At 62.5% G+C, this 25,718-nt stretch carries 25 protein-coding genes; 16 read left to right on the top strand and 9 right to left on the bottom strand.

Annotated features, from left to right (window positions below):
• Window positions 1–4 precede the first annotated feature (4 nt).
• Both ORS3428_RS00220 and ORS3428_RS00215 read left to right on the top strand, forming a co-directional pair.
• On the top strand, window positions 5–787 hold the full coding sequence (locus ORS3428_RS00220; RefSeq protein ID WP_071093795.1) for an enoyl-CoA hydratase-related protein: 783 nt from the start codon (window positions 5–7) through the stop codon (window positions 785–787).
• A gap of 19 nt (window positions 788–806) precedes the next feature.
• The gene (locus tag ORS3428_RS00215) at window positions 807–2,324 is read left to right on the top strand and encodes a 3-hydroxyacyl-CoA dehydrogenase (RefSeq protein ID WP_071093794.1); all 1,518 of its coding nucleotides are present in this window, start codon (window positions 807–809) and stop codon (window positions 2,322–2,324) included.
• 97 nt (window positions 2,325–2,421) lie between these two features.
• On the opposite strand, the gene ORS3428_RS00210 is transcribed toward ORS3428_RS00215, so the two are convergent.
• The 5 genes from ORS3428_RS00210 to ORS3428_RS00190 form a co-directional block, all read right to left on the bottom strand.
• Complete coding sequence (locus tag ORS3428_RS00210) at window positions 2,422–2,895, bottom strand: DoxX family protein (protein WP_071094030.1); 474 nt, start codon at window positions 2,893–2,895, stop codon at window positions 2,422–2,424.
• Window positions 2,896–2,906: 11 nt separating this feature from the next.
• Window positions 2,907–3,692: an HvfC/BufC N-terminal domain-containing protein gene (locus ORS3428_RS00205; RefSeq protein WP_071093793.1), complete on the bottom strand. Its 786-nt coding sequence runs from the start codon at window positions 3,690–3,692 to the stop codon at window positions 2,907–2,909.
• Window positions 3,679–4,701 (bottom strand): MNIO family bufferin maturase, encoded by a 1,023-nt coding sequence (bufB, locus tag ORS3428_RS00200; RefSeq protein ID WP_071093792.1) that lies wholly within the window; start codon window positions 4,699–4,701, stop codon window positions 3,679–3,681. Before bufB ends, ORS3428_RS00205 begins: the two co-directional genes overlap by 14 nt.
• 47 nt (window positions 4,702–4,748) lie before the next feature.
• Complete coding sequence (locus tag ORS3428_RS00195; RefSeq protein WP_071093791.1) at window positions 4,749–5,018, bottom strand: BufA1 family periplasmic bufferin-type metallophore; 270 nt, start codon at window positions 5,016–5,018, stop codon at window positions 4,749–4,751.
• Between the two features lie 231 nt (window positions 5,019–5,249).
• Window positions 5,250–6,110, bottom strand: coding sequence for a patatin-like phospholipase family protein (locus ORS3428_RS00190; RefSeq protein WP_131802829.1), 861 nt, complete (start codon window positions 6,108–6,110; stop codon window positions 5,250–5,252).
• A gap of 405 nt (window positions 6,111–6,515) precedes the next feature.
• Here ORS3428_RS00190 and ORS3428_RS00185 point away from each other — a divergent pair, with 405 nt between their 5' ends.
• The 5 genes from ORS3428_RS00185 (at window position 6,516) to ORS3428_RS00165 (ending at window position 10,404) form a co-directional block, all read left to right on the top strand.
• A complete protein-coding gene (locus ORS3428_RS00185) occupies window positions 6,516–6,791 on the top strand; it encodes a hypothetical protein (protein ID WP_071093789.1) in 276 nt (91 codons plus the stop codon).
• 172 nt (window positions 6,792–6,963) lie between these two features.
• Window positions 6,964–7,878, top strand: coding sequence for a LysR family transcriptional regulator (locus ORS3428_RS00180; protein ID WP_071093788.1), 915 nt, complete (start codon window positions 6,964–6,966; stop codon window positions 7,876–7,878).
• A 191-nt stretch (window positions 7,879–8,069) separates the two neighbouring features.
• Window positions 8,070–8,552 carry a cupin domain-containing protein gene (locus ORS3428_RS00175; RefSeq protein WP_071093787.1) on the top strand — a complete coding sequence of 161 codons (483 nt, stop codon included), beginning with the start codon at window positions 8,070–8,072 and terminating at the stop codon, window positions 8,550–8,552.
• Window positions 8,553–8,640: 88 nt separating this feature from the next.
• Window positions 8,641–9,843, top strand: a complete 1,203-nt coding sequence (locus ORS3428_RS00170; protein WP_071093786.1) for an MFS transporter — start codon at window positions 8,641–8,643, stop codon at window positions 9,841–9,843.
• A gap of 96 nt (window positions 9,844–9,939) precedes the next feature.
• On the top strand, window positions 9,940–10,404 hold the full coding sequence (locus ORS3428_RS00165) for a DUF302 domain-containing protein (RefSeq protein WP_071093785.1): 465 nt from the start codon (window positions 9,940–9,942) through the stop codon (window positions 10,402–10,404).
• A 61-nt stretch (window positions 10,405–10,465) separates the two neighbouring features.
• Here ORS3428_RS00165 and ORS3428_RS00160 read toward each other — a convergent pair whose 3' ends face one another.
• On the bottom strand, window positions 10,466–11,377 hold the full coding sequence (locus tag ORS3428_RS00160; RefSeq protein ID WP_071094029.1) for a LysR family transcriptional regulator: 912 nt from the start codon (window positions 11,375–11,377) through the stop codon (window positions 10,466–10,468).
• 272 nt (window positions 11,378–11,649) lie between these two features.
• Here ORS3428_RS00160 and ORS3428_RS00155 point away from each other — a divergent pair, with 272 nt between their 5' ends.
• The 5 genes from ORS3428_RS00155 (at window position 11,650) to ORS3428_RS00135 (ending at window position 17,352) form a co-directional block, all read left to right on the top strand.
• Window positions 11,650–12,432 (top strand): 3-hydroxybutyrate dehydrogenase, encoded by a 783-nt coding sequence (locus ORS3428_RS00155; protein WP_083354952.1) that lies wholly within the window; start codon window positions 11,650–11,652, stop codon window positions 12,430–12,432.
• Between the two features lie 27 nt (window positions 12,433–12,459).
• The gene (locus ORS3428_RS00150; protein ID WP_083354944.1) at window positions 12,460–13,617 is read left to right on the top strand and encodes a patatin-like phospholipase family protein; all 1,158 of its coding nucleotides are present in this window, start codon (window positions 12,460–12,462) and stop codon (window positions 13,615–13,617) included.
• Window positions 13,618–13,647: 30 nt separating this feature from the next.
• Window positions 13,648–15,042: an NAD(P)/FAD-dependent oxidoreductase gene (locus tag ORS3428_RS00145; RefSeq protein WP_244507823.1), complete on the top strand. Its 1,395-nt coding sequence runs from the start codon at window positions 13,648–13,650 to the stop codon at window positions 15,040–15,042.
• Between the two features lie 118 nt (window positions 15,043–15,160).
• Window positions 15,161–16,507, top strand: coding sequence for a dihydrolipoyl dehydrogenase family protein (locus ORS3428_RS00140; RefSeq protein WP_071093782.1), 1,347 nt, complete (start codon window positions 15,161–15,163; stop codon window positions 16,505–16,507).
• 140 nt (window positions 16,508–16,647) lie between these two features.
• Window positions 16,648–17,352 (top strand): peroxiredoxin-like family protein, encoded by a 705-nt coding sequence (locus ORS3428_RS00135; protein ID WP_071093781.1) that lies wholly within the window; start codon window positions 16,648–16,650, stop codon window positions 17,350–17,352.
• Here the strand turns inward: ORS3428_RS00135 and ORS3428_RS00130 are convergent.
• Complete coding sequence (locus tag ORS3428_RS00130) at window positions 17,336–18,241, bottom strand: LysR family transcriptional regulator (RefSeq protein ID WP_071093780.1); 906 nt, start codon at window positions 18,239–18,241, stop codon at window positions 17,336–17,338. The two genes, ORS3428_RS00135 and ORS3428_RS00130, sit on opposite strands and share 17 nt — an antisense overlap.
• A 458-nt stretch (window positions 18,242–18,699) precedes the next feature.
• Between ORS3428_RS00130 and ORS3428_RS00125 the strand changes: the two genes are divergently transcribed.
• Window positions 18,700–19,134 (top strand): FKBP-type peptidyl-prolyl cis-trans isomerase, encoded by a 435-nt coding sequence (locus tag ORS3428_RS00125; RefSeq protein ID WP_071093779.1) that lies wholly within the window; start codon window positions 18,700–18,702, stop codon window positions 19,132–19,134.
• Between the two features lie 100 nt (window positions 19,135–19,234).
• On the opposite strand, the gene ORS3428_RS00120 is transcribed toward ORS3428_RS00125, so the two are convergent.
• Together ORS3428_RS00120 and selD are read right to left on the bottom strand one after the other, a co-directional pair.
• Complete coding sequence (locus tag ORS3428_RS00120) at window positions 19,235–19,471, bottom strand: hypothetical protein (RefSeq protein WP_071093778.1); 237 nt, start codon at window positions 19,469–19,471, stop codon at window positions 19,235–19,237.
• 148 nt (window positions 19,472–19,619) lie between these two features.
• Window positions 19,620–20,669 (bottom strand): selenide, water dikinase SelD, encoded by a 1,050-nt coding sequence (selD, locus tag ORS3428_RS00115; RefSeq protein WP_071094027.1) that lies wholly within the window; start codon window positions 20,667–20,669, stop codon window positions 19,620–19,622.
• Window positions 20,670–20,889: 220 nt separating this feature from the next.
• Between selD and fdnG the strand changes: the two genes are divergently transcribed.
• Genes fdnG through ORS3428_RS00095 form a run of 3 tightly spaced genes read left to right on the top strand, consistent with a single transcriptional unit; the run spans window position 20,890 to window position 25,630 of the window.
• Complete coding sequence (fdnG, locus tag ORS3428_RS00105; protein WP_083354943.1) at window positions 20,890–23,976, top strand: formate dehydrogenase-N subunit alpha; 3,087 nt, start codon at window positions 20,890–20,892, stop codon at window positions 23,974–23,976.
• A gap of 12 nt (window positions 23,977–23,988) precedes the next feature.
• Entirely contained in the window at window positions 23,989–24,939 is a 951-nt protein-coding gene (gene fdxH, locus ORS3428_RS00100) for a formate dehydrogenase subunit beta (RefSeq protein WP_071093775.1), read from the top strand.
• A complete protein-coding gene (locus tag ORS3428_RS00095; RefSeq protein ID WP_071093774.1) occupies window positions 24,926–25,630 on the top strand; it encodes a formate dehydrogenase subunit gamma in 705 nt (234 codons plus the stop codon). The genes fdxH and ORS3428_RS00095 overlap by 14 nt, the downstream gene beginning before the upstream one ends.
• The last annotated feature ends 88 nt before the right edge of the window (window positions 25,631–25,718 follow it).

Below are 25,718 nucleotides of genomic sequence, written 5' to 3'. Positions count from 1 at the left end.
ATCCATGAGCGTTCCATCCCCGGTTGTCATTGAGAGCCGTCCCGTCGAGAATGTCGGGCTGGTTGAAATCAATCGTCCCGAAGTGCGCAATGCCCTCAATCTTGAGGTACGCGAGAGATTGGCCGCGGCGGTGGCCGGCTTTTCGGAGGATCCGGAAATCCGGGCGATTGTGATTACCGGGCGTGGCGGCAATTTTGTCGCTGGCGCCGATATCAAGGGGTTCGAGAAGCTCGGCTCGGCCGACATGCTTCTGCAGCGCACCCACCGTTATTGGGACGTGATCGCCAAATGTCCGAAGCCGGTGATTGCCGCGGTCGAAGGCTTCGCGCTCGGCGGCGGCTGCGAGCTTGCCATGCATGCCGACATCATCGTTGCGGCGCGCACGGYGACCTTCGGACAGCCTGAAGTCAAGCTCGGCTTGATGCCGGGCGCCGGGGGTACCCAACGGCTGCTCCGGGCGATCGGCAAATACAAGACGCTGATGCTGGTCCTCACCGGCGACACGTTTTCAGCCGAAGACGCCGAGCGCGCCGGCTTGGTGAGCACCCTCACGGATGAGGGCCAAGCCCTGCAGCAGGCACTGCAGATTGCGCAGAAGATCAGCCGCCTTCCGCCGCTGGCCGTGGAGCAAATCAAGGAGGCCGTCGTCAATGGCGAGGACGCACCATTGGAGACCGCTCTGAGACTGGAGCGGAAGGCGTTCCAACTGCTTTTCGATACCGCCGACAAGCGGGAAGGCGTTGCCGCCTTTCTCGAGAAGCGCAAGCCCACTTTCAAGGGGTGCTGACTTGGCGGGCGCGGGAGGATTGTCCGCCAGCCGGATCAAGAAAGTCGGGGTCGTGGGTGCCGGAGTGATGGGCTCCGGCATCGCGGAAGTTCTCGCCGCGGCGGATATCGAAGCATTGCTTGTCGATGAGGCTCCGGGAAAGGCGGATGCTGCGGTCGACCAGATCGCGTCGCGGCAACGCGCCAGGGCGGCCGCAGGCAAAATCAGCGCTGACGCGGTCGAAAGGCTGCTCGCCMGCATGAAGCCGGTCGACAAGCTCCAGCGCCTCGCCGATTGCGATCTCGTCGTGGAGGCCATTGTCGAGCGCCTGGAGCCCAAACGTCAGCTCATCGAGGCGCTGGAAAAGATCGTCGGGCCGGATGCGATCATCGCGACCAACACATCCTCCTTGTCGGTGGCAGCGATCGCCGCGGCGGCGAAGCGACCTGAGCGTGTCGCCGGCTATCACTTCTTCAATCCCGTCCCGGTCATGAAGCTGGTCGAGGTCATCCCCGGCGCGCATACGGCGCCGCAGGTCGAGCGCGCGCTGGTCGACCTTGCGACCCGCTTCGRCCACCGCGCCGTTGTCGCCAGCGACACGCCCGGCTTCATCGTCAACCATGCCGGCCGCGCCTTCGGCACGGAGGCGCTGGCGATGTTGCGCGAGGGTGTGGCCTCGATCGGAGAGATCGACGCGATCCTGCGCGAGGCCGCCGGCTTCAGGATGGGCCCCTTCGAATTGATGGACCTGACCGGGCTCGACGTCTCCCATCCGGTGATGGAGAGCGTCTACAACCAGTTCTACCAGGACCCTCGCTACCGCCCTTCCGTCATCACCGCCCAGCGCATGGTGGCGGGCCTGCTCGGGCGCAAGACGGGTCGCGGGTTCTACGCCTACGACGCCGACAGGCAAGTCGTTCCGCCGGAACCGACGCAGCCGGCCGAGGCCGCCGGCATTCCCGATCGCGTCACCGTCCTCGGCGACAACGACGCCGGCGACATGCAAAAACTGGTCGCGTCGACCGGCGCCGCCGTTTCCGGGCCCCCGGATCGCGCCCTGGAGCGGGACGGGCTCATTCTCGTGGGCCTCGAGGGGAGCGACGTTGCGGGCGCGGTGACCCGTCTCGGCCTGCCGCCTTCGCTATGCGTCGGGTTCGATCCCTACTTCGGCCTCGACCGTCACGTGACGCTCGTCGCTTCGGCGGCGACATCGGACATGGCCAAGAGCGCTGCCCTCGCGCTCGTCAAAAGCACCGGCCGCAATGCGACCTTGGTGAATGACAGTTGCGGCGCGGTCTGCCAGCGCGTCGTTGCGATGATCGTCAATATCGGCAGCGAAATCGTCGAGCAGAAGATCGCATCGGCGGCGGATGTGGACGCCGCCGTGCGGCTCGGCCTCGGCTACCCGCATGGACCACTGGAGTGGGGCAACAAACTCGGCCCTGCCCGCATTCTGCGCATCCTCGATACGATCCACGACCGCACCCGGGATCCCCGCTACAGGGCAAGTCTATGGCTGCGACGGCGCGCCGATTTGGGATTAGCGCTGGGAGAATAGGCGCAGCGCATGAACGGTGCGGCGTCTCAGCCGAGTGTTGCCGCGCAGCCGCCGTGTCGGTCCGTATGATCTCGCCGCAGCAATTCTCTCGCGAACGTCAGTTGCCCCAGCGAAGAATTCGCTCGAAGAAGCAATCCAGGGAAACCACGCCGGCACCGCGCGTCAGCACGAGCAGCAGCAACGATGCCCACAGCAGGTGCTCTGCCCAGTTTTCCGGATAAACGAAGATCTGGATGACGGACACGACACCGAGCAGCATCAGTGCCGCAACGCGCGAAAACAGCCCGAAGAAAATCAGAACCGAGCCGGTCAGCTCGACGGCCGTTGCCATTGGCGCGGCGATCGACGGATCGATGAACGGCAGGTTGTATTCGTTGGCGAACAGCTGCAGCGTCACGGGCCAGGACGCCARCTTGCTCTGTGCGGACTGCCAGAAGACATGCGCCACGGCGACGCGAGCGGCGAGCTGAACCAGTGAAAACGGAATATCTTCGGGCAGCTTGATGGCGCGCCTGCAGAAACCGACAAGGCCGGCCGGGTTGGACGAGGAGCGTTCTGAAATTGCGGTCATGATTGTCTCCATCAGTTTCGGTGGGGTTGCGCGGCGACCCGCACATTGGTGACGAGCCCGTCGCCGAACAGGTGCACGAGCGCGGACACAAGATCGAATGTCCGATCGAGCGCGAGGGCGCGGCTTGTGGCGTGTTCCAGGCCGAGGCCGTGCTTCAGGGAATGCCAGAAAGCGAAATTCGCGCGATCGAGCCGGACAAGGCGGACGCTTGTCCCCGCTCGCCACAACGCCACGCGCTCGGGGCGCCTCGTCCAGGCGCAATTCTGTTCGACAACCGCGTCCTGTCGATGGGCTGTCCATACGGACAGGATCGACCAGTGCGAAACGATCAGTCTCAGGGACGGTTGCAGCAGGATATCGGGCGCAGGCCCGAGATCAGTGTCGTCGTATTCCGCAAGGTTGCGGGGAGGCAGCGAAGGTGCATCGAGCGCCTCAGCGATGGCCCATTCGAGCCGCGCCGTCTCCGCGACGACAGGCAGGTCGGAAAGCGTGTCGATCGTCTTCAGGAAGCGTGGGAAGTCGGCTCCGTAACGCGCCAGCCGCGACTCCACCGGCGGGTGCCGGCGGATGAACTCGCTCGCCGCAAACCGGAAGAAGCGCTMGTCGACGAGGCGAACGGTCACGGGAAAGACCGCCATCAGCACCGCGGTCAACGAACTGCGCGTGTTGTTCTGATAGATGCGCAGCCGGGCCAGCGGATCCGCATTGCCTGCGGTCAGCCTGTCCGCGGCGATCATCGGCTGGACGGCGAGCACCGACCGCGCCATGGTGGTCTGCAACTGCTCAAGCGGCAGCATGATATCCCTCCTCTATCGGCTGCAGCACCGCGGGCACGGTCGGCCTGGYTGCTCTGGCAGCGGCGAAGGCGGCGAGCACCGGCATGCTGGTCTTCGTCTCGCGTTCCGAAGAACTATGGACGGGCATGGGCCGCGCTTCGGGCGCCGCGCTCCGCTTGCGATTGAACATGATCGAGGCGGTCAGCATGTCGGCCCACATCGCTTCGCCAAGCAGCACGTCGAGAACCGGAACGTCGGTATCCCATTCGATCAGTGTGGGGCGCGGTCCGAGCCGGCTTATGGCGTGCTCGTAGAGGGCCCAGACAACCGCCGGCACACGCGAGCCATGGTCGTCGATGAGAACCGTGTCGCCTCCGACCTGGTTGGTGGCATGGCCGGCGAGATGGATTTCRCCGATCGCGCCCGCCGGCAGCGCATCGATGAAGGCTTTTGCGTCATATTGCAGATTGTGCGCCGAGACCTGGACATTGTTGGCGTCCAGAAGCAGCCCGCAGCCGGTCCGCGTCACCAACTCGGCCAGGAATTCGGCCTCGCTCATCGAGGAATCCGCAAAGGCGAGATAGGCCGAGAGGTTCTCGATCAGAACCCTCCGCTTCAGCGTGTCCTGCACGGTCTCGACATTGCGGGCAACGATCTCCAGCGCCTCTTCGTCATAACGCAGCGGCAGCAGATCGTTGAGATAGGCGCCGTCGGCGACGCTCCATGCGAGATGCTCGGAGACCAGATCGGGCTCAAAGCGCTCGCAGACCTTTCGCAGCCTTTCCAGATGGTCGCGGTCCACACCGCGCGCGCTGCCCAGCGACAGGCCGACGCCATGCACCGACAGCGGGTAGATTTCGCGCAGTCTTTCCAGAGCCTCGACGCCGACGCCCTCCCCCATGTAGTTCTCGGCATGCACTTCGAGCCAACCTGCGGAGGGTCGCCTGGTCAGCATTTCGCCGATGTGGGGCGAGCGAAGACCGATGCCCGCTGACGCGGGAATTGCGAGGGACGGAAACACAGCGGACATAGGTCTGCTCCGTACGGTTGGTTGGCTTGAGGTGGAGATCGCCTGAATTAGGCTTTCGGCTTGTCGCTGCCGCCGGCAATCTTGGCGCAGCTGCCGGCCGGCACGTAGAGCCAGGAATCCGGCTGGTTGTCGGCGGTGGCGGTGCCGGCGCAGGAATGCGTCGCGGTCTGGCAATCGTTCTGGCCAGCCTTGACGACGCCGTAGCACTTCTCGAAGGCATAGTTGGGCTTTGCGGCCGGGCCGCTATAGGCGGCCGAGGCGGCGAGCGTGGTGGCGGCTRCAAGAGCCGATCCGATGAGGGTCCTGGTGTTGATCACAGGCGTGTCTCCTGGTTGGCGTTTCGAGAGAAAGACCGGCCTCGAGGCCCGTCTGAAACCAGTCTCTCCGATCGCGATGGCGAGCTGAAATGCTGTCTCGGCATGGAATTGATACGCAGCTACTATGTCCCCGAGGCCGATACGAAAAAGCCCTCCGGCGGGGGACCGGAGGGCTTGGCGCCTGCACTCGGGAGCGGGCGAAGCAGGCGCGGCTAGGCGGGAGGAAAGCGCCTAGAAGTATTGGTTTTGGCAGTGGATGGCCGGGGCTTCGTCAATGCCGAGAAGATCGGCCGCAAGCCACTCTTCCGCACGCCGCCGTCCCCTATCCCGTATGTCGGTCAGTTCGCCCCAGTCGATCCAGGGCCTCAGCAAAAGCGTTGCTCCGGTTCGGTGCTGATTGTCGAAGATGGTGTGAACCGGAGCGCACTTGATCGCGCAGCGCTCAGCGGTGCCATTGCCATTCGGACACGGCGCCATGAACAGCAACGGCTTGCCGGCGATGACCAGACGATGTCGAGTTTCGGCTGACGGGGCAACCGGCAATTCCGCAACATCGCCATCGCCCCAATAGAGATCGCCGTCGATCTCCACGGGCGCAGAGAGGAACGGGACGGTGGCCGCTGCCACGATCGCCTCGATCGACAATTGGTCGCTCGTGAAAATCTTCACGGCATCCGTGAGGGCATTGGCAGCAAGGACACTGAGTTTCACCGCGGAACTCCTGTCGCGGATCTGCTCGATGTCGATCGACTGTTCGAGTATCGATCGAAGCAGATTGCCCCTGTCGATGTCTGACATTGAGGCGTGGCTGACGCGTCGCCAGAAATTGGTGAGCGCCATTCGTGCGCCGCGCCGTCCGCCCAAGGCCAGGCCATAGGCAAGGACCGCTGCTTCCACCGCTCCGAATCCGGAGGCGGTAATGGCGCTCAAAGTGAAACTCGGCTCGTCCAGCATGCGGTCGAGCACGCCCCAGATGAAGGCGCCGTGCGCATCGCTTGCAAGGACGATGTCGACAGGGCGGCGGTGTTCGGCTCGAGAATTGGCCTCGGCGAAGATAGCCTGCTGAGTTCTGGTTCCGGACTGGACGTGCATCTTCCTGGTCTCCATCCCAAATCGTCGCCGGGGCGACTGATGGAGAGACTGCCGCAACTTTTTCTTCCGGCGAAATRCCAAGCTGGCATGAAGTCCATAGGCAGATTGCATTGGCTGCCCTCGCCCGTGCGCCGCATGTTTTCCCCGTCATACCAAGCGATGCGCGGCGCGGGTGAGCCGGTCACGCCGGCGGCGGCCTGGAACCGGCAACGAGAACAGAGAGTGCCGCCATCACCCAACGGAATGCAGAACCGGCATAAACTCCATACGCAGATGGCATTGGTCAGTTGACCTTGGACTGCAGCACAGTCCAGCCAGCAATGAGGAACACGATAATTCTGAATTGCTGCCGATCATCGACACGGTTGTCGATAGGACGACTGCCTAACCAGAGAAGGACTTTACATGAATATCAAAGCTATCTGCCTCGGCGCTTTTGCACTTTCCGTTCTTGGCGGCGTCGCCTTCGCCGGCGCGCTCGACGAGCCGTCCAACATGCAGCCCTTCTTCACCGATGCCGGCATGCAGACGATGAAGTCGAGCGCCGATTTCGAGGTCGCGTGGAAAGYCACGCCGAAGACCACGCAGGACGCGATGATGAAGGAATGYAACGACGCTGCCATGAGCAAGCCGCACGCTCAGTTCTGCGCCCAGCTCTTCGCCCTCGGCCACCACAGCTGATACTCCCGGACGGCGACCAACTACCGGACACTTCGATGGCGGGTCTCTTGGCCCGCCATCTATCATGACGAAACGCTATCGACTTTATAGCCCCCCTGCATTGGCCTGATGGAATGCTTTGCGGCAGGGTTCGAACCTGAGCTTGCATCTCTGCAGTGGAGGGACGACCCGCATGGACATTCATCACATCCGCTATTTCCTGGCCGTCTGCGAGACACGCAATTTCACGCGCGCGGGCGAGAAGTGCAACGTCACCCAGCCTGCGCTGTCTCGGGCGATCCAGCAGTTGGAGGATGAGGTCGGCGGCTTGCTGTTCCGCCGGGAACGGAACCTGACCCACCTCACGGATCTGGGTGCTTTGCTCCGGCCGCGGTTTCAGCAGATCCTCGATGAGGTGACCGGCGTCCGGCAGGAGGCATCGAGGTTCCTGTGCCTGGAAAACGCCAATCTCAAGGTCGGGGTTATGTGCACCATTGGTCCGCGCCGGTTCACCGGCCTGTTGGCGGACTTCAACAGGCGCCAGCAGGGCATCCAGTTGCAACTGGTGGAAGGCGTGCCCGCCTCTCTTTCGCAATTGCTGGAAGCCGGTGAAATCGACGTTGCCATCATGGCATCCAGCGACAGTTTCCCCGAGCGGTTCGATGTCACGCCGCTTTATCGCGAGCGCTTCGTCCTCGCCTTTCCGAATGGCCATCGCCTGGCCCGCAATGACAACGTCGCCATATCCGAACTCGACGGCGAGAATTATCTCAGGCGGCTGAATTGCGAGTATCGCGATTACCTTGCCGGCCTCTGCAGCGAACGTGGCGTTAAGCTCAGGATTTCCTACGCCAGCGAACGCGAGGACTGGATCCAGAACATGGTTTCCGGCGGCCTCGGGATTTGCTTCATTCCGGAATTCAGCGCCGTTATCCCGGGCCTGCAGATCAGGCCCGTGATCGATCCTGAAGTTTGGCGCGAAGTCTCGCTGGTCGTCGTCGCGGGGCGCCGGTTCTCGCCGGCGACTTCGACGTTTGTGAACAGCGTCAGGGCACATAGCTGGCCGGAAAGCGGCATCGACCTGTCGGTCAGGAAAACCGCCGCATAGAAATTCGAAGAAATAGTCCGGACCGCTATATCTTTCGCGGCACGTATGCTTACGCTCGTGAGGTGATCGACGATAGTTTTCAGGTATCGATTCAAGAGCCAGTCAGCATTTCTCTTTCTTCGAGGCTCCCGCCACTCTTCCTGTCATGCCCCGCCTCCCGCGATTGGGCACCGACAAAGGAGAAATACGAGATGGCTACCAAGAAACTCAACCTTGCCTTTGCGCTTGGGTTGCTTTCCGCGACCGCCGCGTTTTCCGCGGCCCCGGCTTTTGCCGGCGATTGCCCCGCCGGCCAGGCCGCCACCACGGACATCCAGGAGCATCCGAGCAAGCCGGTCGGCGTGACCGACACGGTCCTCTCGGCAATCGATCTCAGCAGCAAGGGCGAAGCCTGGAAAGGCAATATGCTGCGCCTGCGCAAGCTTGTCGTTCAGCCCGGCGGCGTCGTGCCGTGGCATGAGCACAATGTTCGTCCCGCCAACATCATCGTCGTCGAAGGCTCGATCACCGAATATGCCAGCACCTGCAAGGTCGGCATCGAGCATCCGGCCGGCGACGTGACCGCCGAGTTCGGTCATCTCGCCCATTGGTGGAAGAACAACGGCAAGGTTCCGGCCGTGCTCTATTCCGCCGACATCCTGCCGCCTGCGATGCACAACGATCACATGATGTGATCCTCGCCTTGGGCGAACTCTTCCCGACTGCAATCGAAAGCGCGTCCTCGGGCGATCGCCTGGGGACGTGGCGCAACGGAGTGCTGCCATGACGACGACCGAACACACCGAAGCGACAAGGCTGCGCATGGCAGCCGCAGAYGGCTGGCGCTTCGGCATCATTGCGGTGATCGCATTTCTAACGCTTGTCGACCTCTTCACCACCCAGGCCATTCTGCCTTCGCTGGTGACAAGGTTCGGCGTCAGCCGTGCGACCATGGGATTTGCCGTCAACGCCAGCACGTTCGGCATGGCGCTGGCCGGAGTGGCTGTCGCGCTTTTCGGGCAAGGGCTCGATCGCCGCAACGGCATCTGGATGAGCCTCGTGGCGCTCGCTGTCCCGACGACGCTGTTGTCGCAGACAGACAGCATTGTCGTCTTCGCCCTGCTGCGCGTGGCGCAAGGCCTGTGCATGTCGACCGCCTTCACGCTGACCATGGCCTATCTCGCCGAGCATTTCTCGTCACGGCAAGCAACAGGCGCGCTTGCCGCCTACGTCACGGGCAATGTCGCGAGCAACTTCTTCGGCCGGCTTATGTCGGCCGCGGTCGCCGACACGTTCGGCATCTCCACGAATTTCCTGACTTTCGCTGCCCTCAACCTGATCGGCGCAGCGCTTGTCTGGGCGACGCTGCAAAAGACCTCAGGAATGATGCGCGCCAGCGCCGACGGCARCCATCCTCGCAGCGCCTGGAAAGGCCCTTTGCTGAATTCCGAACTGCGCGCCTGCTTCGGCATCGGCTTCCTAATCCTGTTCGTCTTCATCGGCACCTTCACCTATGTGAACTTCCAGCTGGTTGCGGCGCCTCTGTCGCTRACGCCGATGGCCTTGGGCGCGGTCTATTTCGTCTTCCTGCCGTCGATGCTGACCACTCCGCTTGCCGGGCGCGTCGCGGCGGGTCTCGGCCCGAAGGCAGGGATCGGTGCGACGCTCGGGCTGGCGATCGTCGGTCTGCTTCTGCTGCTCACGTCCAGCCTTCCCATCGTTCTCGCCGGAATGACGCTGGTCGCGATCGGTACCTTCCTGGCGCAGGCGATCGCCACCGGGCATGTAAGCCGGACGGCATCGCGCGACCGCGCCGCGGCAAGCGGGATCTATCTCGCGTCCTACTATGCGGGCGGRCTCGCCGGCAGCTTCGTCATCGGACAGATCTACGATCGGATCGGCTGGACGGCATGCGTGGCCGCGCTCGCCGTGGTTCTCGTGGCCGCGATCGTGGCAGCGCGAGCGCTGAAGACCCCGACCGCATGACGATCGAAGGACGAGCGACCGCTGGATGATCCGCTCCGGCGAGATCCGCAGCAATCTCAAAGCACTAACCAAACCCAGCAACCCACGGAGACTGAGATGACCATCTACCTGAAAACCATGATTGCCGGTGCCGCCATGCTGATGGCGATCGTTCTACCCACAGCAGCCTCGGACGGCGTCGTCACAGTGAAGAGCGACTACTCCGTCGCCGAGACTGTCGCCCGCATCAAGAAGGACGTGCTGAAGAAGGGCATCAAGTTCTTCGGCGTGATCGACCAGGCCAAGCTCGGCAAGAACGCCGGCAACGACGTCCGGCCGTCGCGCCTGGTGATGTTCGGCAATCCGGCGCTCGGCACGACCTTCATCACCTCAAATCCCGAGGCCGGCCTGGACTGGCCGGTGCGCGTGCTGGTCTACCAGGCTGGAGACGGCGCGGTTTACGCTGCCTACACCGATTTCGACTGGATTGCGAAGCGGCACGGCATCACCGATCGCGGCGCGCAATTCAAGATGGYGACCGAGGTCATCCAGTCCGTAACGTCGTCGATCAAGAAAAACTGATCAGCGCCATGTGCCTGAAATCATTCGGGCGCTGTGAGAGTGCTGATCTCGCGCAGCGACGTCACTCGGCGGCGGACAGCGCCTTTGCCCGCTCGCCGAACCACTTCTTCTGCGTGRCTTCGCGCACCAGTGCGCCGACCGCCGGCGAATGCCTGCGGCCGCGCACCGTGACGAGATTGACGTCACGCCAGAATTCCGGGTCTGTGATCGGCAGGGCCACAACGCCTGGGTGCTTGGCGGTGTGCTCGGGCATGAAGCCGAAACCAAGCCCGGCAGCGATCATGGCGAGTGTCCAGTCGTCCCGGTCGCTCCAGTAGACGGGGCTGACGGTAACGCCCTGTTCGGCGAGGATGGCATCCGCATAGCCCGCAAATTCGCAGTTGTTGCGGTGAATGTAGCTTTCATTGCTCATGTCCTTCACCCGCACGACCCGCTGATTGGCAAGCCGATGAGCGAGGTTGACCGCCATCACCATCTGCTCGCGAAACAACGGCAGGGAATGCACCTCCTCGTCGGGAACGTCGGACGGCAACGCATAGATGGCGGCCTCGAGATCGCCTTCCAGCAGCCTTCGCCTGAGGCTTGACGCGTCTGAATCGCAAAGGTGAAGTTCCACGCCGGGGTGATGTGCTCGGACAGCCGCGATCAGCTCGATGATTTCGTCCGGAGCGATCGTGCTCATGATGCCGAGCCTGAGCGGCATCCTTTTCAAATTCACATATTGCTCGGCAATCTGCTTTGCCTGCCGGGAGTTCTCGAAAACACCCTCGAGATATGTCTCGACCATGCGGCCGAGTTCGGTRAGATGGGTGAAGCGGCGCTCACGGTGGAAGAGCGCCCCGCCGAACTCATCCTCCAGCAGCTTGATTGCGCGCGAAAGTGCCGGCTGCGTGACGTTGCACTGCTCGGCCGCTCTGGTGAAATTCAGCTCCTTGGCAACGGCCAAGAAATATCTGACCTGGCTGATCTCCACTGCATGCTTCCCCGGGAACATGCGCGGCGCACAACCCGCGTTTGTTGGGCGATCTTACTAGCTGCCCCAAGGTCAAACAACCCAGCCTGCTCAGCCGTCGTGGCCAGATCTGTCAGACCGCCAGCTATCGAATCCATGTCTCAACGGCATTTCCGCGGCTTCGAGAGGCTAGCCATACTGATCGCGAGAACTGCGAACGGCTGGCGTGCTGCCCGTCGTCCRCAACCGGCGGCGGGGTCACTAGGCCCCAGCTTCGACAGAAGGAAACGATGATGCTCACAGGAAAAACGGCTCTCATCACAGGTTCGACCAGCGGTATCGGGCAAGGCATCGCCGAAGCTTTCGCCGCCAAAGGCTGCAACGTCGTTCTTAACGGTTTCGGCGATGCCGCCGAGATCGAGCTGCTTCGATCGAGACTCGCCGCCGAGCACGGTGTGACGGTCCGCTACGACAATGCCGACATGAGCAAGGGCGAGGCGATCACCGCCATGATGGACAAGGCCATCGCCGAATTCGGCGCGGTCGACATCCTCGTGAACAACGCCGGCATCCAGCACGTGGCGCCGATCGACGACTTCCCGATCGAAAAGTGGGAAGCGATCGTGGCGATCGACCTCGTTTCCTCGTTCTACACGATCCGGCGTGCTCTGCAGACAATGAAGGCGCGCAAATGGGGYCGCATCATCAATGTCGCGTCCGCCCACGCACTTGTCGCCTCGCCGTACAAATCCGCCTATGTYGCCGCCAAGCATGGCATGGCCGGCCTGACCAAGACCGTCGCGCTCGAAGTCGCCGAACAGGGCATAACGGTCAACGCCGTTTGTCCCGGCTACGTTCTCACTCCGCTGGTCGAGAAGCAGATACCCGACACGGCCAGGGCCCGCGGGATCAGCGAAGAGCAGGTGATCAAGGATGTGCTCCTGGCCGCCCAGCCGACCAAGCAGTTCGTGACCGTGGAGCAGGTTGCCGCGCTTTGCCTTTTCCTGGCGTCGGACGACGCGGCCTCGATCACCGGCGCCATCATGCCGATCGAAGGCGGCTGGACTGCTCACTAGAAGCCGGCAACGAGGAACGACCACGCCATGAACAATGTCATTCGAAATCCCTCGAAGTCTGCGCCCGTGACGGATGCCGGGCCAGCGGCCGCTGCTTCTTCCCAGCGCCAGACCGTCCTGGTTCTGCAGGGCGGAGGAGCCCTTGGAGCCTATCAGGCAGGCGTCTATCAGGCGCTTGTCGAAGGCGGGATCGACCCGGACTGGGTCATTGGTACCTCGATCGGCGCCATCAACGCCGCGCTGATTGCCGGAAACGAACCGCAGGACCGCCTGCCCAGACTGCGGCAGTTCTGGGATGGCGTCAGCCGGAGCAGTCCGGTTGACGAGTTCTTTCGCATGATGGTCCCAAGCAACATCTTCGCCAACGCAACCACGCTGATGCGAGGCATACCGGGATTCTTCGAGCCCAATCCGAGCGCTCTGTTCGGGATCAACCGCGAAGTGGGCGTCGAAAACGCTTCCTACTATTCCACCGATCCGTTGAAGAGGACCCTCGGCGACCTGATCGACTTCGACTATCTCAACCGGCGCCATACGCGACTGACGGTCGGCGCGGTCAACGTCAACACCAGTGAACTCAAATATTTCGACAGCGCCCAGATGCCGCTGTCGGCGGCGCACATCATGGCGTCGGGCGCATTGCCGCCCGCCTTCCCGGCGATTTGCATCGACGGGGAGCCCTACTGGGACGGCGGTATCTATTCCAACACCCCGACTGAGGTCGTGCTCGACGCGCGGCCACGCCGCGATGCGCTGATCTTCGCGGTCAACATGTGGCAGCCCCGCGGCATTGAGCCGAAATCGATCTGGCAGGTCATGGGGCGGCAGAAGGATCTTCAGTATGCCAGCCGCGGCAAAAGCCACGTTGCCCGCCAGGAGCAACTGCATCGGCTTCGCCATGTCGTGCGCGAAATGGGAAAACTGGTCCCGGAGGAACGGCGYGACGATCCGATGTTCAAGGAACTTGCCTCCTACGGCTGCCCCTCGGTCATGCACCTTGTCCGGCTGCTGTCGCCGCGCCTGGACGGCGAGGATCACACCAAGGACATCGACTTCACCAGCGCCGGTATCCGCACCCGCTGGCGGGCGGGCTACGAACATGGGCAGCGCGTTCTCGCGGACAAGCCGTGGGAGTGCGAAGTCGACATGCTGCAAGGCATCGTCATCCACGAATCCCAAGAGTGAACGCCGCGCGGGAAGGAACGGAGAAGTCCGATGCAGATCATGACTCCAGGCATGCGGCTCATTCCGGAAGCAGTGCTTGCCGACGACGCAGCACTTTTCCGCACCATCCCCGAGACACCCTCGCACCGGGACAGATCGCTGCACCGCGTGGTCATTGTCGGCGGCGGCGCGGGAGGACTGGAGCTTGCGACGCGCCTCGGCCGCAAGTTCGGCAAAGGGCGGCTTTCCGTCACCCTGGTCGACCGCAATCGCACCCACATCTGGAAGCCGCTGCTGCATGAGGTGGCATCCGGCGCGCTGAGCACGTCGCATGACGCAGTGGAATACATTGCCCATGCCAGCCGACACCATTACCGATACCGCATCGGCGAGGTCGTCGGCATCGACCGTGCAAAACGCCAGATCYTTGTCGCGCCCAGCTTCGATGACGACGGCAGGCAGATCATTCCGCCGCGTGTGCTGGGCTACGACACGCTTGTCATGGCCGTGGGCAGCGTCAGCAACGATTTCGGCACGCCCGGCGCGGCTCGTCACGCCATCTCGCTCGATACGGCGGAACAGGCCGCCCGCTTCAACAAGCGCATGATCGACGCCTGCCTGCGCGCCAACGCGCAATACGAACAGCTCTCGCCCGGGCAGCTCCATTGCGTCATCGTCGGCGCCGGAGCCACCGGTGTCGAGCTTGCCGCCGAACTGCACAAATCGATGCGGGAAATTGCCTCGCACAATCTCGACAACGTCGATTTCGAGAGATTGATCCGCATCACCATCGTCGAGGCCGGACCGCGTATCCTGCCGGCTCTTCCCGAGCATATGGCGCACGCTTCGGCACGCTTGCTGATCAAGCTCGGTGTGCAGATTCGATGCGGCATCAGCGTCACCGAAGTGACGGAAGATGGCATCAGGCTCGGCGAAAACCTGTTCGTGCCGGCCGAGCTCGTGGTCTGGGCCGCCGGGATCAAGGCGCCGGATTTCCTGAAAAACTTCGATGGCCTCGCCACCGACCGCATCAACCGCCTGATCGTCGACGAGACCTTGCGCGCCGTCGGGGACGAGAATGTGTTCGCGATCGGAGACTGCGCGAGCTGCGTCTTGCCAGGCGAGGACAACGCCTTGCCGCCGCGCGCCCAGACAGCTCATCAACAGGCCGACCACCTGGTGAAGGTGGTTGCGGCGCGCCTCGCGGGTCGGGCCGCGCCGGCATTCCGCTACCGCGACTACGGCTCCCTCGTCTCGCTCGCCGACTACGGTGCGTTCGGCAGCCTGATTGGCGGGCTGAAGATTGAGGGCCTGCTTGCAAGGCTTGCCTACCGTTCGCTGTACAAGTTGCACCTCAAAGCAGTGCACGGCGTCGCCAGGACGGCGCTGGCCTCGATCGGCGAGTTGGTAGGCAGGCGTGCCAGACCCCGGATCAAGCTTCACTAATGCATGTCGCGCAAAGCTGTGCAGCGGTTTTGGGAAAACGACATGCATCAAAAACAAAGACTTAAAGCACGTCGATCGAATCCGATCGACGCGACGCGCTTGGCGCGGAGGCGCTGCGATGGAAAAGTATGATGTCGTGATCCTTGGCGGCGGCAATGCCGGGATGGGGGTTACCGTCGCGACGCGCGCGGCCGGCCTTTCCGTTGCCATGATAGAGGCCCGCGATCTCGGCGGCACCTGTCCCAATCGCGGCTGCACCCCGAAGAAGGTCCTGGTCGCGGCGGCTCATGCGCTCGATGAGATCGAAAGAGCCGGCAGGCATGCGATCAGGGTCGACAGACCGARGCTCGATTGGGGGGCACTGATCGAGCGGGAAAAGGAATTGATCAGCGACATTCCGTCCCGGCTGTCCGCATTGATGGCAACGCGAGGCGTCGAAGTCATTTCCGGCGAAGCCGCATTCGTCGGCAGCAATGYAGTTCGCGTTGGACGCCGGGAACTGGTAGCCAAGAATATCGTCATTGCGACCGGCTCGAAGCCGCGTTCGCTGCCGTTCCCGGGAGCCGAGCATCTCACGACATCCGACGATGTTCTGAACGATTCTGAACTGCCGCGCGCCGTGGTCTTCATCGGCGGCGGCGTCATCGCCTTCGAGTTGGGGCATGTCTATGCGCGTGCCGGCGTCGACGTCACGATCCTCGAGGCGCTGCCGCAGTTGCTTGGAGGCTTCGATGAGGATGCCGTTGCTCAGCTTCGTGGCGAGAGCGAGCGGCTAGGCATCAGCATCCATACCACAGCTTGGGTCAAGAGGATCGACAAGGCCGACGGACGACTGCGGGTGAATTTTGCGAAGGACGGCGTCGAATCCGTGGTGGACGCGGATCGGGTCGTCAACTGCGCCGGTCGCGTCGCCAATGTCGAAGGCCTCGATCTGGGTGCCGGTGTCGTCGTGCATCGCGAAGGCCGAATCGAAATCGACGATCACCTGCGCTCGCGTTCCAATCCCGATGTCTATGTCTGCGGCGATGCGGTGTGGAACTCGCCGCAGCTGTCGCCTGTGGCGACCTATGAGGGCGGGATCGTCGGCCGCAACATCGTCGACGGACCGAAGCATCGGCCCGACTACAGTCATATCCCGGCGTGTCTCTACAGCATTCCGGCTATGGCAAGCGTCGGGCTGACCGAAGCCAGGGCGAGAGAACTGGGTGTTCGCGCCAAGGTCCACGTGAACGACATGCAAGGCTGGCTATCCGCCAGGACCTATGCCGAGGCGATCGCATGGGCGAAGATCATTGTCGAGGAGCCGACGGATCGGATCGTCGGAGCGCACTTGGTGGGGCATGGCGGCGAGGAGCTGATCCACATCTTCGCGCTTGCCATGAAACACGGCATTCCGGCGCGAGGGCTGTCCGAGATGGTCTACGGGTTCCCGACTTTTTCTGYGGACATCAGGAACATGATGTAACGCGTGGATCCGAGGCGGCGAATAGAACATGAACCTGGCATGCCTCGATGCATGTAGGGCATCGAAACCATGCAGGAAAAACATGGTAATGGCCGAGGGGCTTCAGTGGTAGGCTGTGGGCGACATGTGAAAGTTGAGAAATGGCCGCCGACGACCAGGCAATGACATTGGAACAATCCGTCCAGGCCGCCATCGAACTAGATGCGCCTCTCAACGAACGGCTGGCGGTGATTGCCGCAGCGGTCCGACGTCTGAACGCCGAATTCGCCGACGCCGTAGACCGACTGGTGGATCGCCTGGAGAGCCAGGGGGCCGGAGCCATGGCACCCGTTCCAGGCGACGCCCTGCCGGGCTTCCTGCTGCCTGATGACGAGGGCAAGCTGGTCAGCCTGGCCGAGATCCTTGCGCGGGGGCCCGCCGCTATCACCTTTCAGCGCGGGCATTGGTGCCCCTATTGCCGCATGAATGCGGTTGGCCTCGTCGAGGCCCAGCAGGAAATTGCGACGTTCGGTGGTCAGGTTGTCGTGATCATGCCGGAGCGGCGCAAATTCGCGAAAGCCATGAAGGCCGCGGTCGGCGCGAGGTTTCCATTCCTGATCGACATGGATAACGGCTATGCCCTGTCCCTCAATCTTGCGATCTGGGTTGGCGYCGAGATGGAACGGCTGATGGGCCTCGGGCTCGACCTCCCTAGCTACCAGGGCAATGCCAGCTGGTTCCTGCCTATTCCCGCGACTTTCATCGTCGGAACGGATGGGATCATCACGGAGCGCTTCRTCGATCCGGACTATCGGCGGCGAATGGAAATTGACGACCTGGTCGCGGCGCTCAGGCGGGCTCGCTGACGCCGAAGGACGACCAGTCGGTCGACCTCAACAGGTTGAGCAGCGTCGTGGCGACGGGTGAACGCTGCCTGCCGGCAACCGCGTAGATGGAAACGGTCCGCGAGACGTCGAGATCACGAAGCTTGAGCCGGCGGGTGTTCGGGGATCGCGGCGCCGTAATCGAGACAAAGCCGATCCCTGCGTTGGCTTCCAGCAATGCCAGCAGATCCTGGTCGRTCTCGACTTCGTGCGCGGTTCGAGGTGAATAGCCCTTTGCGGAAAGACAGCGCGACAGGWCTTCGCTCGTCTCCCAATCGATCCGGCTGAGCACTGGTTCCGAGGCAAGCTGGGCCAACGCGACATCGGCCTCGTTGCGGCGGGCCAGCGGATGATCGGAATTCACGGCGAGTTCGATCCCTTCCTGGAAGAGCGGCCACATGTCGAGGCGATCCCAAGCCTGCCCCAACGGGCCGGCGACGGCCAATTCGACGTCGCCATTCTTGAGCGCGTCCAGCACGGCGGCAGGCGACCCGCGATTGATCTTGAGATGCACGCCGGGATAGGCGCGGAACAGCTCCGTAAACGGCGAAACCAGCAGTGCGATATTGATGCTGTTGGAAATGGTGATGTTGAGCGGCGCGACGTCGCTGCTTTGCACCGCCTTGGCGAGCGACTTGGCGGATATGGCCGCGTCGTAGCACTGCTGCAGCAGAGGCAGCATGCGCCGCCCGAGTTCGGTGAGGTGCGAGTGCTGGCGCTCGCGTCGAAGGAGCTCCCCGCCGAGTTCCTCTTCAAGCGTCTTGATGGCCCGGGTCAGCGCGGGCTGGGTCACGTTGCATTCCTCCGCCGCGCGGGTGAAGTTCAACGTGTTGGACAGGGCCAGGAAATAGCGGACCTGCTGCATCTCCATGAAATTTTCGCCCCCTCAGCGAAATGGCCTATCAGCGACTGCGCATGTTTGCAGGCTAGCGCAATGCAGCGATTTCGGCAAAGCGGGGTAGCGTCAAATGACCGAATGCGTTGCGGCTAGAAGGCAAACGCCAAACGCATCAGCCAAGCATGTCGCCGTCGCATGGCCCGATCAATGTCCGGTTTGCACCCATTCGCTCGAAACGTCCGCAACAAGTTTCATGAAGGCCCGATCGGGCGCAGCCCCTGACGCACCTTCAGGCACGTTGCGAAGGATTCGGCAAATGGTTTGTGGTCTGCGATAGACAATGGAAATCTCTTGGCAGCTCCAGCACTTTACATCGGCAGCCGGGCACCTAGTTTTAGGGTATCGCGCCGCGMATTTTCGTGCGTGGATGATCGAGAACGGGACCGTGAGCTCTAGGCCGGTCCCACAAAACCCCCAAAAGGATGGCTGCTATGACACAGGCCAAGAATGGCGACACAGTACGCATCAACTATACGGGACGTCTGGCCGACGGCACTCAATTCGATTCTTCCGGCAACGAGCCGCTGCAATTTACACTGGGTGAAGGACAGGTAATCCCCGGTCTCGAAAGCCAAGTCGAGGGCATGGAGGTCGGCACGAAAAGCACCGTCACCGTCCCCGCCGACGCAGCCTATGGCCCGCATCGCCCCGAAGCGGTGGTGACCATCGACCGCGCCAGTGTGCCGGAAAACGTCAATGTCGAGATCGGCACCCAATTGCAGGCTCGCACCCCCGAAGGGCGTGCCGTGCAAGTAACAGTCGTGGCCGCAGACGACGCCAGCGTCAAGCTAGACGGCAATCATCCGTTGGCCGGGAAGGACCTGGAGTTCGACGTTGAACTGGTCGAGATTGTTCAGGCGGCGTAGTTAGATCTGGCAGCGACCGCGCCCGGATACAGACCCACTCCGGTTATCTCTCTGGAAGGGTTCCCGCGCGGACCTCCGGAAAACGCGCAAGGATCGCGTGTCAAGGCGCGCGATCGGTCAGCGCGTTGGCCCCTTCCTGCTCGGCGCAATGCGCGCAGCAATAGATGACGTCGCCCTGCTCGACCCCGTGCCCCACGATCCGTACCCTGCAATGAGGACACGTCGGAGCAAGCTTCTGGATCGCACACTCGAAGCTGTCAAACGTGTAGGTTTGCCCGCCAAGGCTCACTTGGAATGCCTTGTCGTAGTCATTGCCGCACTGGTCGCACTTAGCCATGGCCGTTTCTCCTTCTGAGTGCGAAAAACCTGCCGGTCAGCGATAGGTTCCGCCCAAAGCCCTTAAGGGGACTCCCGCCTATCGTCCCGAGCGCCAACGGTGCCTACCGCCCCTTCCGAAATCCGCTCGGATCAAAGTTCTTTGACGCTCATTCCTCGATCGTCACGGCAGGTCGGCCGCGGTCGACACATCCGATCACTCTCGCCGACGGATAGCCGTTTGCGACGATTGTCTCGGCCAGTGCGCCGGCGTGGCCGCGCTCGCAGGCAATAAGCAGGCCGCCGGAAGTCTGCGGGTCGGTGAGAAGATGGCGCCGCCACTCGGGCATGCCTTCATGCAGTCGCACCGCATCGCCGTAGCTCGCCCAGTTGCGACGCGATGCGCCGGTGACGTAGCCTTGTTCCGCAAGCGATGCGGCCTCTGCAAAGACCGGCACGTCATGGTCGCGGATCACGAGTCCGCAGGCGGAGCCGCGCGCCATCTCAAGGGCGTGTCCGAGCAGGCCAAAGCCGGTTACGTCGGTGACCGAGTGCACATTTGGGTCCCTGGAGAGCTCCGACCCGATCCGGTTGAGAAGGGTCGTTGACGCAATCATCTCTTGATAGCCGCCAGGCGACAGCGCCTGCCTTTTGATGGCCGCGGAATAGATCCCGACACCAAGCCCCTTGGTCAGGATCAAGGCATCGCCCGGCCTGGCTCCAGAATTGCGCCGGATGTCCTCCGGCCGGCAGGTGCCGATCACTGCAAGCCCGTAGATCGGTTCCGGCGAGTCGATCGAATGGCCCCCCGCGACCGGTATTCCGGCCGCGGCACAGATGTCGTGGCCGCCCTTCAGGATTTCCCGCACAATGGGCGTCGGCAGCTTCTCGATGGGYATTCCAAGGATGGCCAGGGCCATGATCGGACGCCCGCCCATTGCGTAGACGTCGGAGAGTGCGTTGGCCGCGGCGATCCGGCCGAAATCGTACGGATCATCCACCATCGGCATGAAGAAATCGGTCGTCGCAATCACGCAGGTTGTGTCGTCGATCTGCCAGACGGCAGCATCATCGCCAGTTTCGGTGCCGACAAGGAGTTGCCGGAAGAGGCTGGGGCCTGTTTCCTCGGCAAGAAGCTGCTGCAGGACGGAGGGCGCCAGCTTGCAACCGCAACCTCCGCCATGAGCAAGGCTGGTCAGGCGCGGAGATGCTTCGRTGATATCGCCCCGCGACGCGGGAGCCGTTTCCAACACCACGTCATACTGTAGTGTCACCTTCGGAAAAGCGTCAATCGTATTTTCCTACGCGAAACATTTGCCGACTCTGATCCGCGCCCTAAATCTGCATCAGCCTGACATAGCGCCAATTCGGCTCAAAACGGCGTCTGTATCTCGTGGTTCTGGACGCCTCTATGGGCAAGGAATTCGGGAGGAGATCCAGATGAATGTTGAGCTCTCACGGCGCGCGTTCCTGCAGACGGCAGGCGCGGGTCTCGCCGGCACGACGTTGGGGGCTTTCGGCTTCGCCGACATCGAGGCCGCGCATGCGKCGGCGATACGGTCCTTCAAGCTCGCCAACACGACCGAAACGCGCAACACCTGCCCATACTGTTCGRTAGCCTGCGGCATAATCCTGTACTCGAAAGGCGACCTTAGGAAGGGCGAGCAGGCCGACATCACCCATATCGAGGGCGATACCGACCATCCGACCAATCGCGGCACCTTGTGTCCCAAAGGATCGGCTCTRCTCGGCTTCGTGAAATCTCCGACCCGCCTGCGACATCCGATGGTCCGCAAGCCCGGGTCCGACAAGTTCGAGCCGATAGGCTGGGAAGACGCGCTCGACCGCATCGCCCGCCTGATGAAGGATGATCGCGACAAGAACTTCGTGGCGAGGAACAATGACGGCGTGACGGTCAACCGGTGGATCTCCACCGGATTCCTTGCCGCCTCGGCTTCGACCAATGAAACCGCGTTCGCGACCTACAAGGTGGTGCGCAGCACGGGAATGCTGGTGTTCGACAACCAGGCGCGTGTCTGACACGGCCCGACGGTGGYGAGTCTCGCCCCAACATTCGGCCGCGGCGCAATGACCAACTCCTGGACCGACATCAGGAATACCGATCTCGTTGTGATCATGGGCGGCAATGCCGCCGAAGCRCATCCGTGCGGTTTCAAATGGGTCACGGAAGCGAAGCACAATCGCGGCGCCAAGCTCATCGTCATCGACCCGCGCTTTACGCGCTCGGCTTCGGTGTCGGATCTTTACGCACCGATCCGCCAGGGAACGGACATCGCCTTCCTGCTCGGCCTGATCAACTACTGCATCCAGAACAACAAGGTGCAATGGGACTACGTGAAGGCCTTCACCAACGCGGCCTATGTGGTCAAGGAGGGCTTCACATATCAGGACGGCCTCTTCTCCGGCTATAACGAGGCAAAGCGGGACTATGACAAGTCCAGTTGGGACTATGACATGGGTCCGGACGGCTTCGCCGTTGTCGACGAGACATTGGCGAATTCCCGCTGCGTCTGGAATCTGCTGAAGAAGCACGTGGAGATCTACACGCCTCAGATGGTCGAGCGCATCTGCGGCACGCCCAGGGACCGGTTCCTGAAGGTGGCGGCGATGGTCGCGGAGACCTCTTCGCCGACCAAGGCGATGACCTCGATGTATGCGCTCGGCTGGACCCAGCATTCGAAGGGCTCGCAGAACATCCGCGCCATGGCGATGCTGCAGCTTGTTCTCGGCAATATTGGCATACGCGGAGGCGGCATGAACGCGCTTCGCGGCCACTCCAACATCCAGGGGCTGACCGACCTCGGGCTGATGTCGAACCTGCTGCCCGGCTATCTCACGCTGCCGACGCAGAAGGAGCCGGATTTGGCGGCTTACATGTCGACCCGCGGCTTCAAGCCGTTGCGGCCGAACCAGATGAGCTACTGGCAGAACTACAAGAAGTTCTTTGTCAGCTTCCAGAAGTCGATGTGGGGCAACGCGGCAACGCCTGAAAACGACTTCGCCTACGACTATCTGCCGAAGCTCGACGTGCCCGGCTACGATCTGCTGCGCGCTTTCGAGCTGATGCACCAGGGCAAGATGAACGGCTATTTCTGCCAGGGCTTCAACCCGCTGCAGGCGGCCCCGAACAAGAAGAAGCTGATCGAGTCCCTCTCGAAGCTCAAATTCCTCGTCATCATGGATCCGCTGGACACGGAGACGGCGCGGTTCTGGGAGAACCACGGGCCGTACAACGATGTCGATCCAACGAAGATCCAGACCGAGGTCTACCAGCTGCCCTCGACCTGCTTCGCCGAGGATGACGGCTCGCTGGTCAATTCCGGGCGCTGGCTGCAGTGGCATTGGGCGGGCGGCACGCCTCCGGGCGAAGCCAAGCGCGATACGTGGATCATGGCGCAGCTCTATCTGCGCCTGAAGGAGCTCTACACCAAGGAAGGCGGCGCCTTCCCCGATCCGATCGTCAAGCTCAGCTGGCCATATGCCGATCCCGGCGATCCGAAGGCCGAGGAGCTTGCCCAGGAGATCAACGGCAGGGCGCTCGCCAGGGTGACCGACCCGGCCGACCCGACCAAGGTGCTGGCCGAGCCCGGCAAGCTGCTGCCGGCGTTTGCCGCGCTGCGTGATGACGGCTCCACCGCCTGCGGCTGCTGGATCTATTCCGGCTGCTTCAACGAGAACGGCAACAACATGGCCCGGCGCGATACGACCGATCCGGACGACGCCGGCTTCTATTCGAAATGGGCGTTCTCATGGCCCGCCAACCGGCGCATCCTCTATAACAGAGCTTCCGCCGACCTCACCGGAAAGCCGTGGGACCCGAGCCGCAAAGTGATCGCTTGGGACGGCCAAAAATGGTCGGGTTACGACGTACCTGATATTACGCCGACCGCGAAGCCCGATCAGGTCGGCCCGTTCATCATGAACCCGGAAGGCGTCTCGCGTTTCTTTGCCCGGGGCATGATGCGCGACGGCCCGTTCCCGACGCACTACGAGCCCTTCGAGTCGCCGATCGTCAATCCGGTCGCGCCCAAAGTCCGCGGCAATCCGGCCGCCCGTGTATTCGACGGCGACATGGCCCAGTTTGCCGAAGCCGCTTCCAAGGAGTTTCCCTATGCGGCGACCTCGTACCGCCTGACCGAGCACTTCCATTTCTGGACCAAGCACGTCCTCGTCAATGCGGTGATCCAGCCGGAATTCTTCGTCGAGATTTCGGAACAGCTTGCGGCCGAAAAGGGCATAACCAGGGGCGGCTGGGTGCGCGTCTGGTCGAAGCGCGGTTCGGTCGTGGCGAAGGCCATGGTGACCAAGCGGATCAAGCCGCTCACCTGCGACGGCAAGACCATTCACATCGTCGGCATTCCGCTGCACTGGGGCTTCACCGGAGCGGCGAAGAAAGGCTTCGGCCCGAACATGCTCACGCCCTTTGTCGGCGACGCCAATATCGAGACGCCCGAATACAAGGCGTTCCTGGTCAATATCGAGCCCGCACCAGGGCCGGTGGCATAGGAGGAGCAAGCGATGTTTCCTCCCCTTCCCAATCCTTCGACGACGGAGACGGCCCCGCGTCTCTCCGAGAAGGACCTCATCCGCCGCTCGGCGTCGAACGTCCCTGCCCCCAAGCAGCGACTGACGGAAGTCGCCAAGCTGATCGATGTCTCGAAATGCATCGGCTGCAAGGCATGCCAGACGGCCTGCATCGAATGGAACGACACGCATCCGGAAGTCGGCGTCTTCGCGGRCGCCTTCGAGAATCCTCCCGACCTGACGCCGGATATGTTCACGCTGATGCGCTACAGCGAATGGGACAATCCTGAGACCAACGAACTCGAATGGCTGATCCGCAAGGATGGCTGCATGCACTGCGCCGATCCGGGCTGCCTCAAGGCCTGCCCGGCGCCGGGCGCGATCGTGCAGTATTCGAACGGCATCGTCGATTTCGTCCATGAGAACTGCATCGGCTGCGGCTACTGCATCAAGGGCTGTCCGTTCAACATCCCGCGCATCTCCAAGGTCGACCACACGGCCTACAAATGCACGCTCTGCTCAGACCGCGTCGCGGTCGGCCAGGGCCCGGCCTGCGCCAAGGCCTGCCCAACTCAGGCGATCGTCTTCGGCACCAAGGACGAGATGAAGGGCTGGGCCGCCAAGCGTGTAGAGGACTTGAAGTCGCGCGGCTTCGTCAATGCCGGCCTTTACGATCCGCCGGGCGTCGGCGGGACGCATGTGATGTATGTGCTCCATCATGCCGACCGGCCGGAAATCTACTCGGGCCTGCCGAAGGACCCGAAGATCAGTCCACTGGTGGAGGCGTGGAAAGGCGTGACCAAATATGCCGGCCTCACGGTCTTGGGCGTGGCGGCCGGCGTCGGCCTGCTCCACCACCTGATCATGGGACCGAACCGGGTAACCGAGGCGGATGAGGAGCACGCCGAAGAGTTGACGGAAGGCGATAGCCATGGYCGCCGGTAACGTTAAGTCGAACGAACAGATACACCCCGGCAAACCGGTTACCGTGGACCGCTACACGGTGGGCGCGCGGATCAACCACTGGATCACGGCAGCCAGCCTGATCCTGYTCGCCCTGTCCGGCCTTGCGATGTTTCACCCGAGCCTGTTCTTCTTGTCTCGCCTTTTCGGCGGAGGGCAGTTCACGYGCTTCATCCATCCATGGAWCGGTGTCGTGCTCTTCTTCAGCTTCCTTGGGCTTTTCCTTCGGTTCTGGAAGGCCAACCTGTGGAGGCGCGAGGACGGAACCTGGCTCGCGCGTTTCCGTGACGTGTTAGCCAATCACGAGGACAATGTCCCTGAGGTGGGCAAGTATAATGCCGGCCAGAAGCTCGTCTTCTGGTCAATGTCGGTGTTGATCGTGATCCTCATCTCCAGCGGATTGGTGGCGTGGGATCAATATTTCTCTGAGTATACGACGATCGACCAGAAACGCGTGGCCATACTTGTCCACTCCATCGCTGCGGTGGTGATCATCGGCGTCTGGATCGTCCATTTCTACTCGGCCATCTGGGTGCGCGGCACCATTCCCGCCATGATCCGCGGACGGGTGACGGGCGGCTGGGCCTGGCGGCACCACCGCAAATGGCTGCGGGAACTCGTCACCAAATCGCGCAAGGGAACAGGACCGTCGGGATCGAAGCCCGCCGAATAGAGCGGGCGCTGGCGGGATGACTGTTCCGCCCTAGTTTTTGTGTTTGCGCATGATTTTGTGCGCCGGTCAGGCAACCACGTGGCCCGTG

Source organism: Mesorhizobium sp. ORS 3428 (assembly GCF_001854785.1).
Lineage (GTDB): Bacteria > Pseudomonadota > Alphaproteobacteria > Rhizobiales > Rhizobiaceae > Mesorhizobium.
This window is presented reverse-complemented; position numbering and strand designations above follow the sequence as displayed.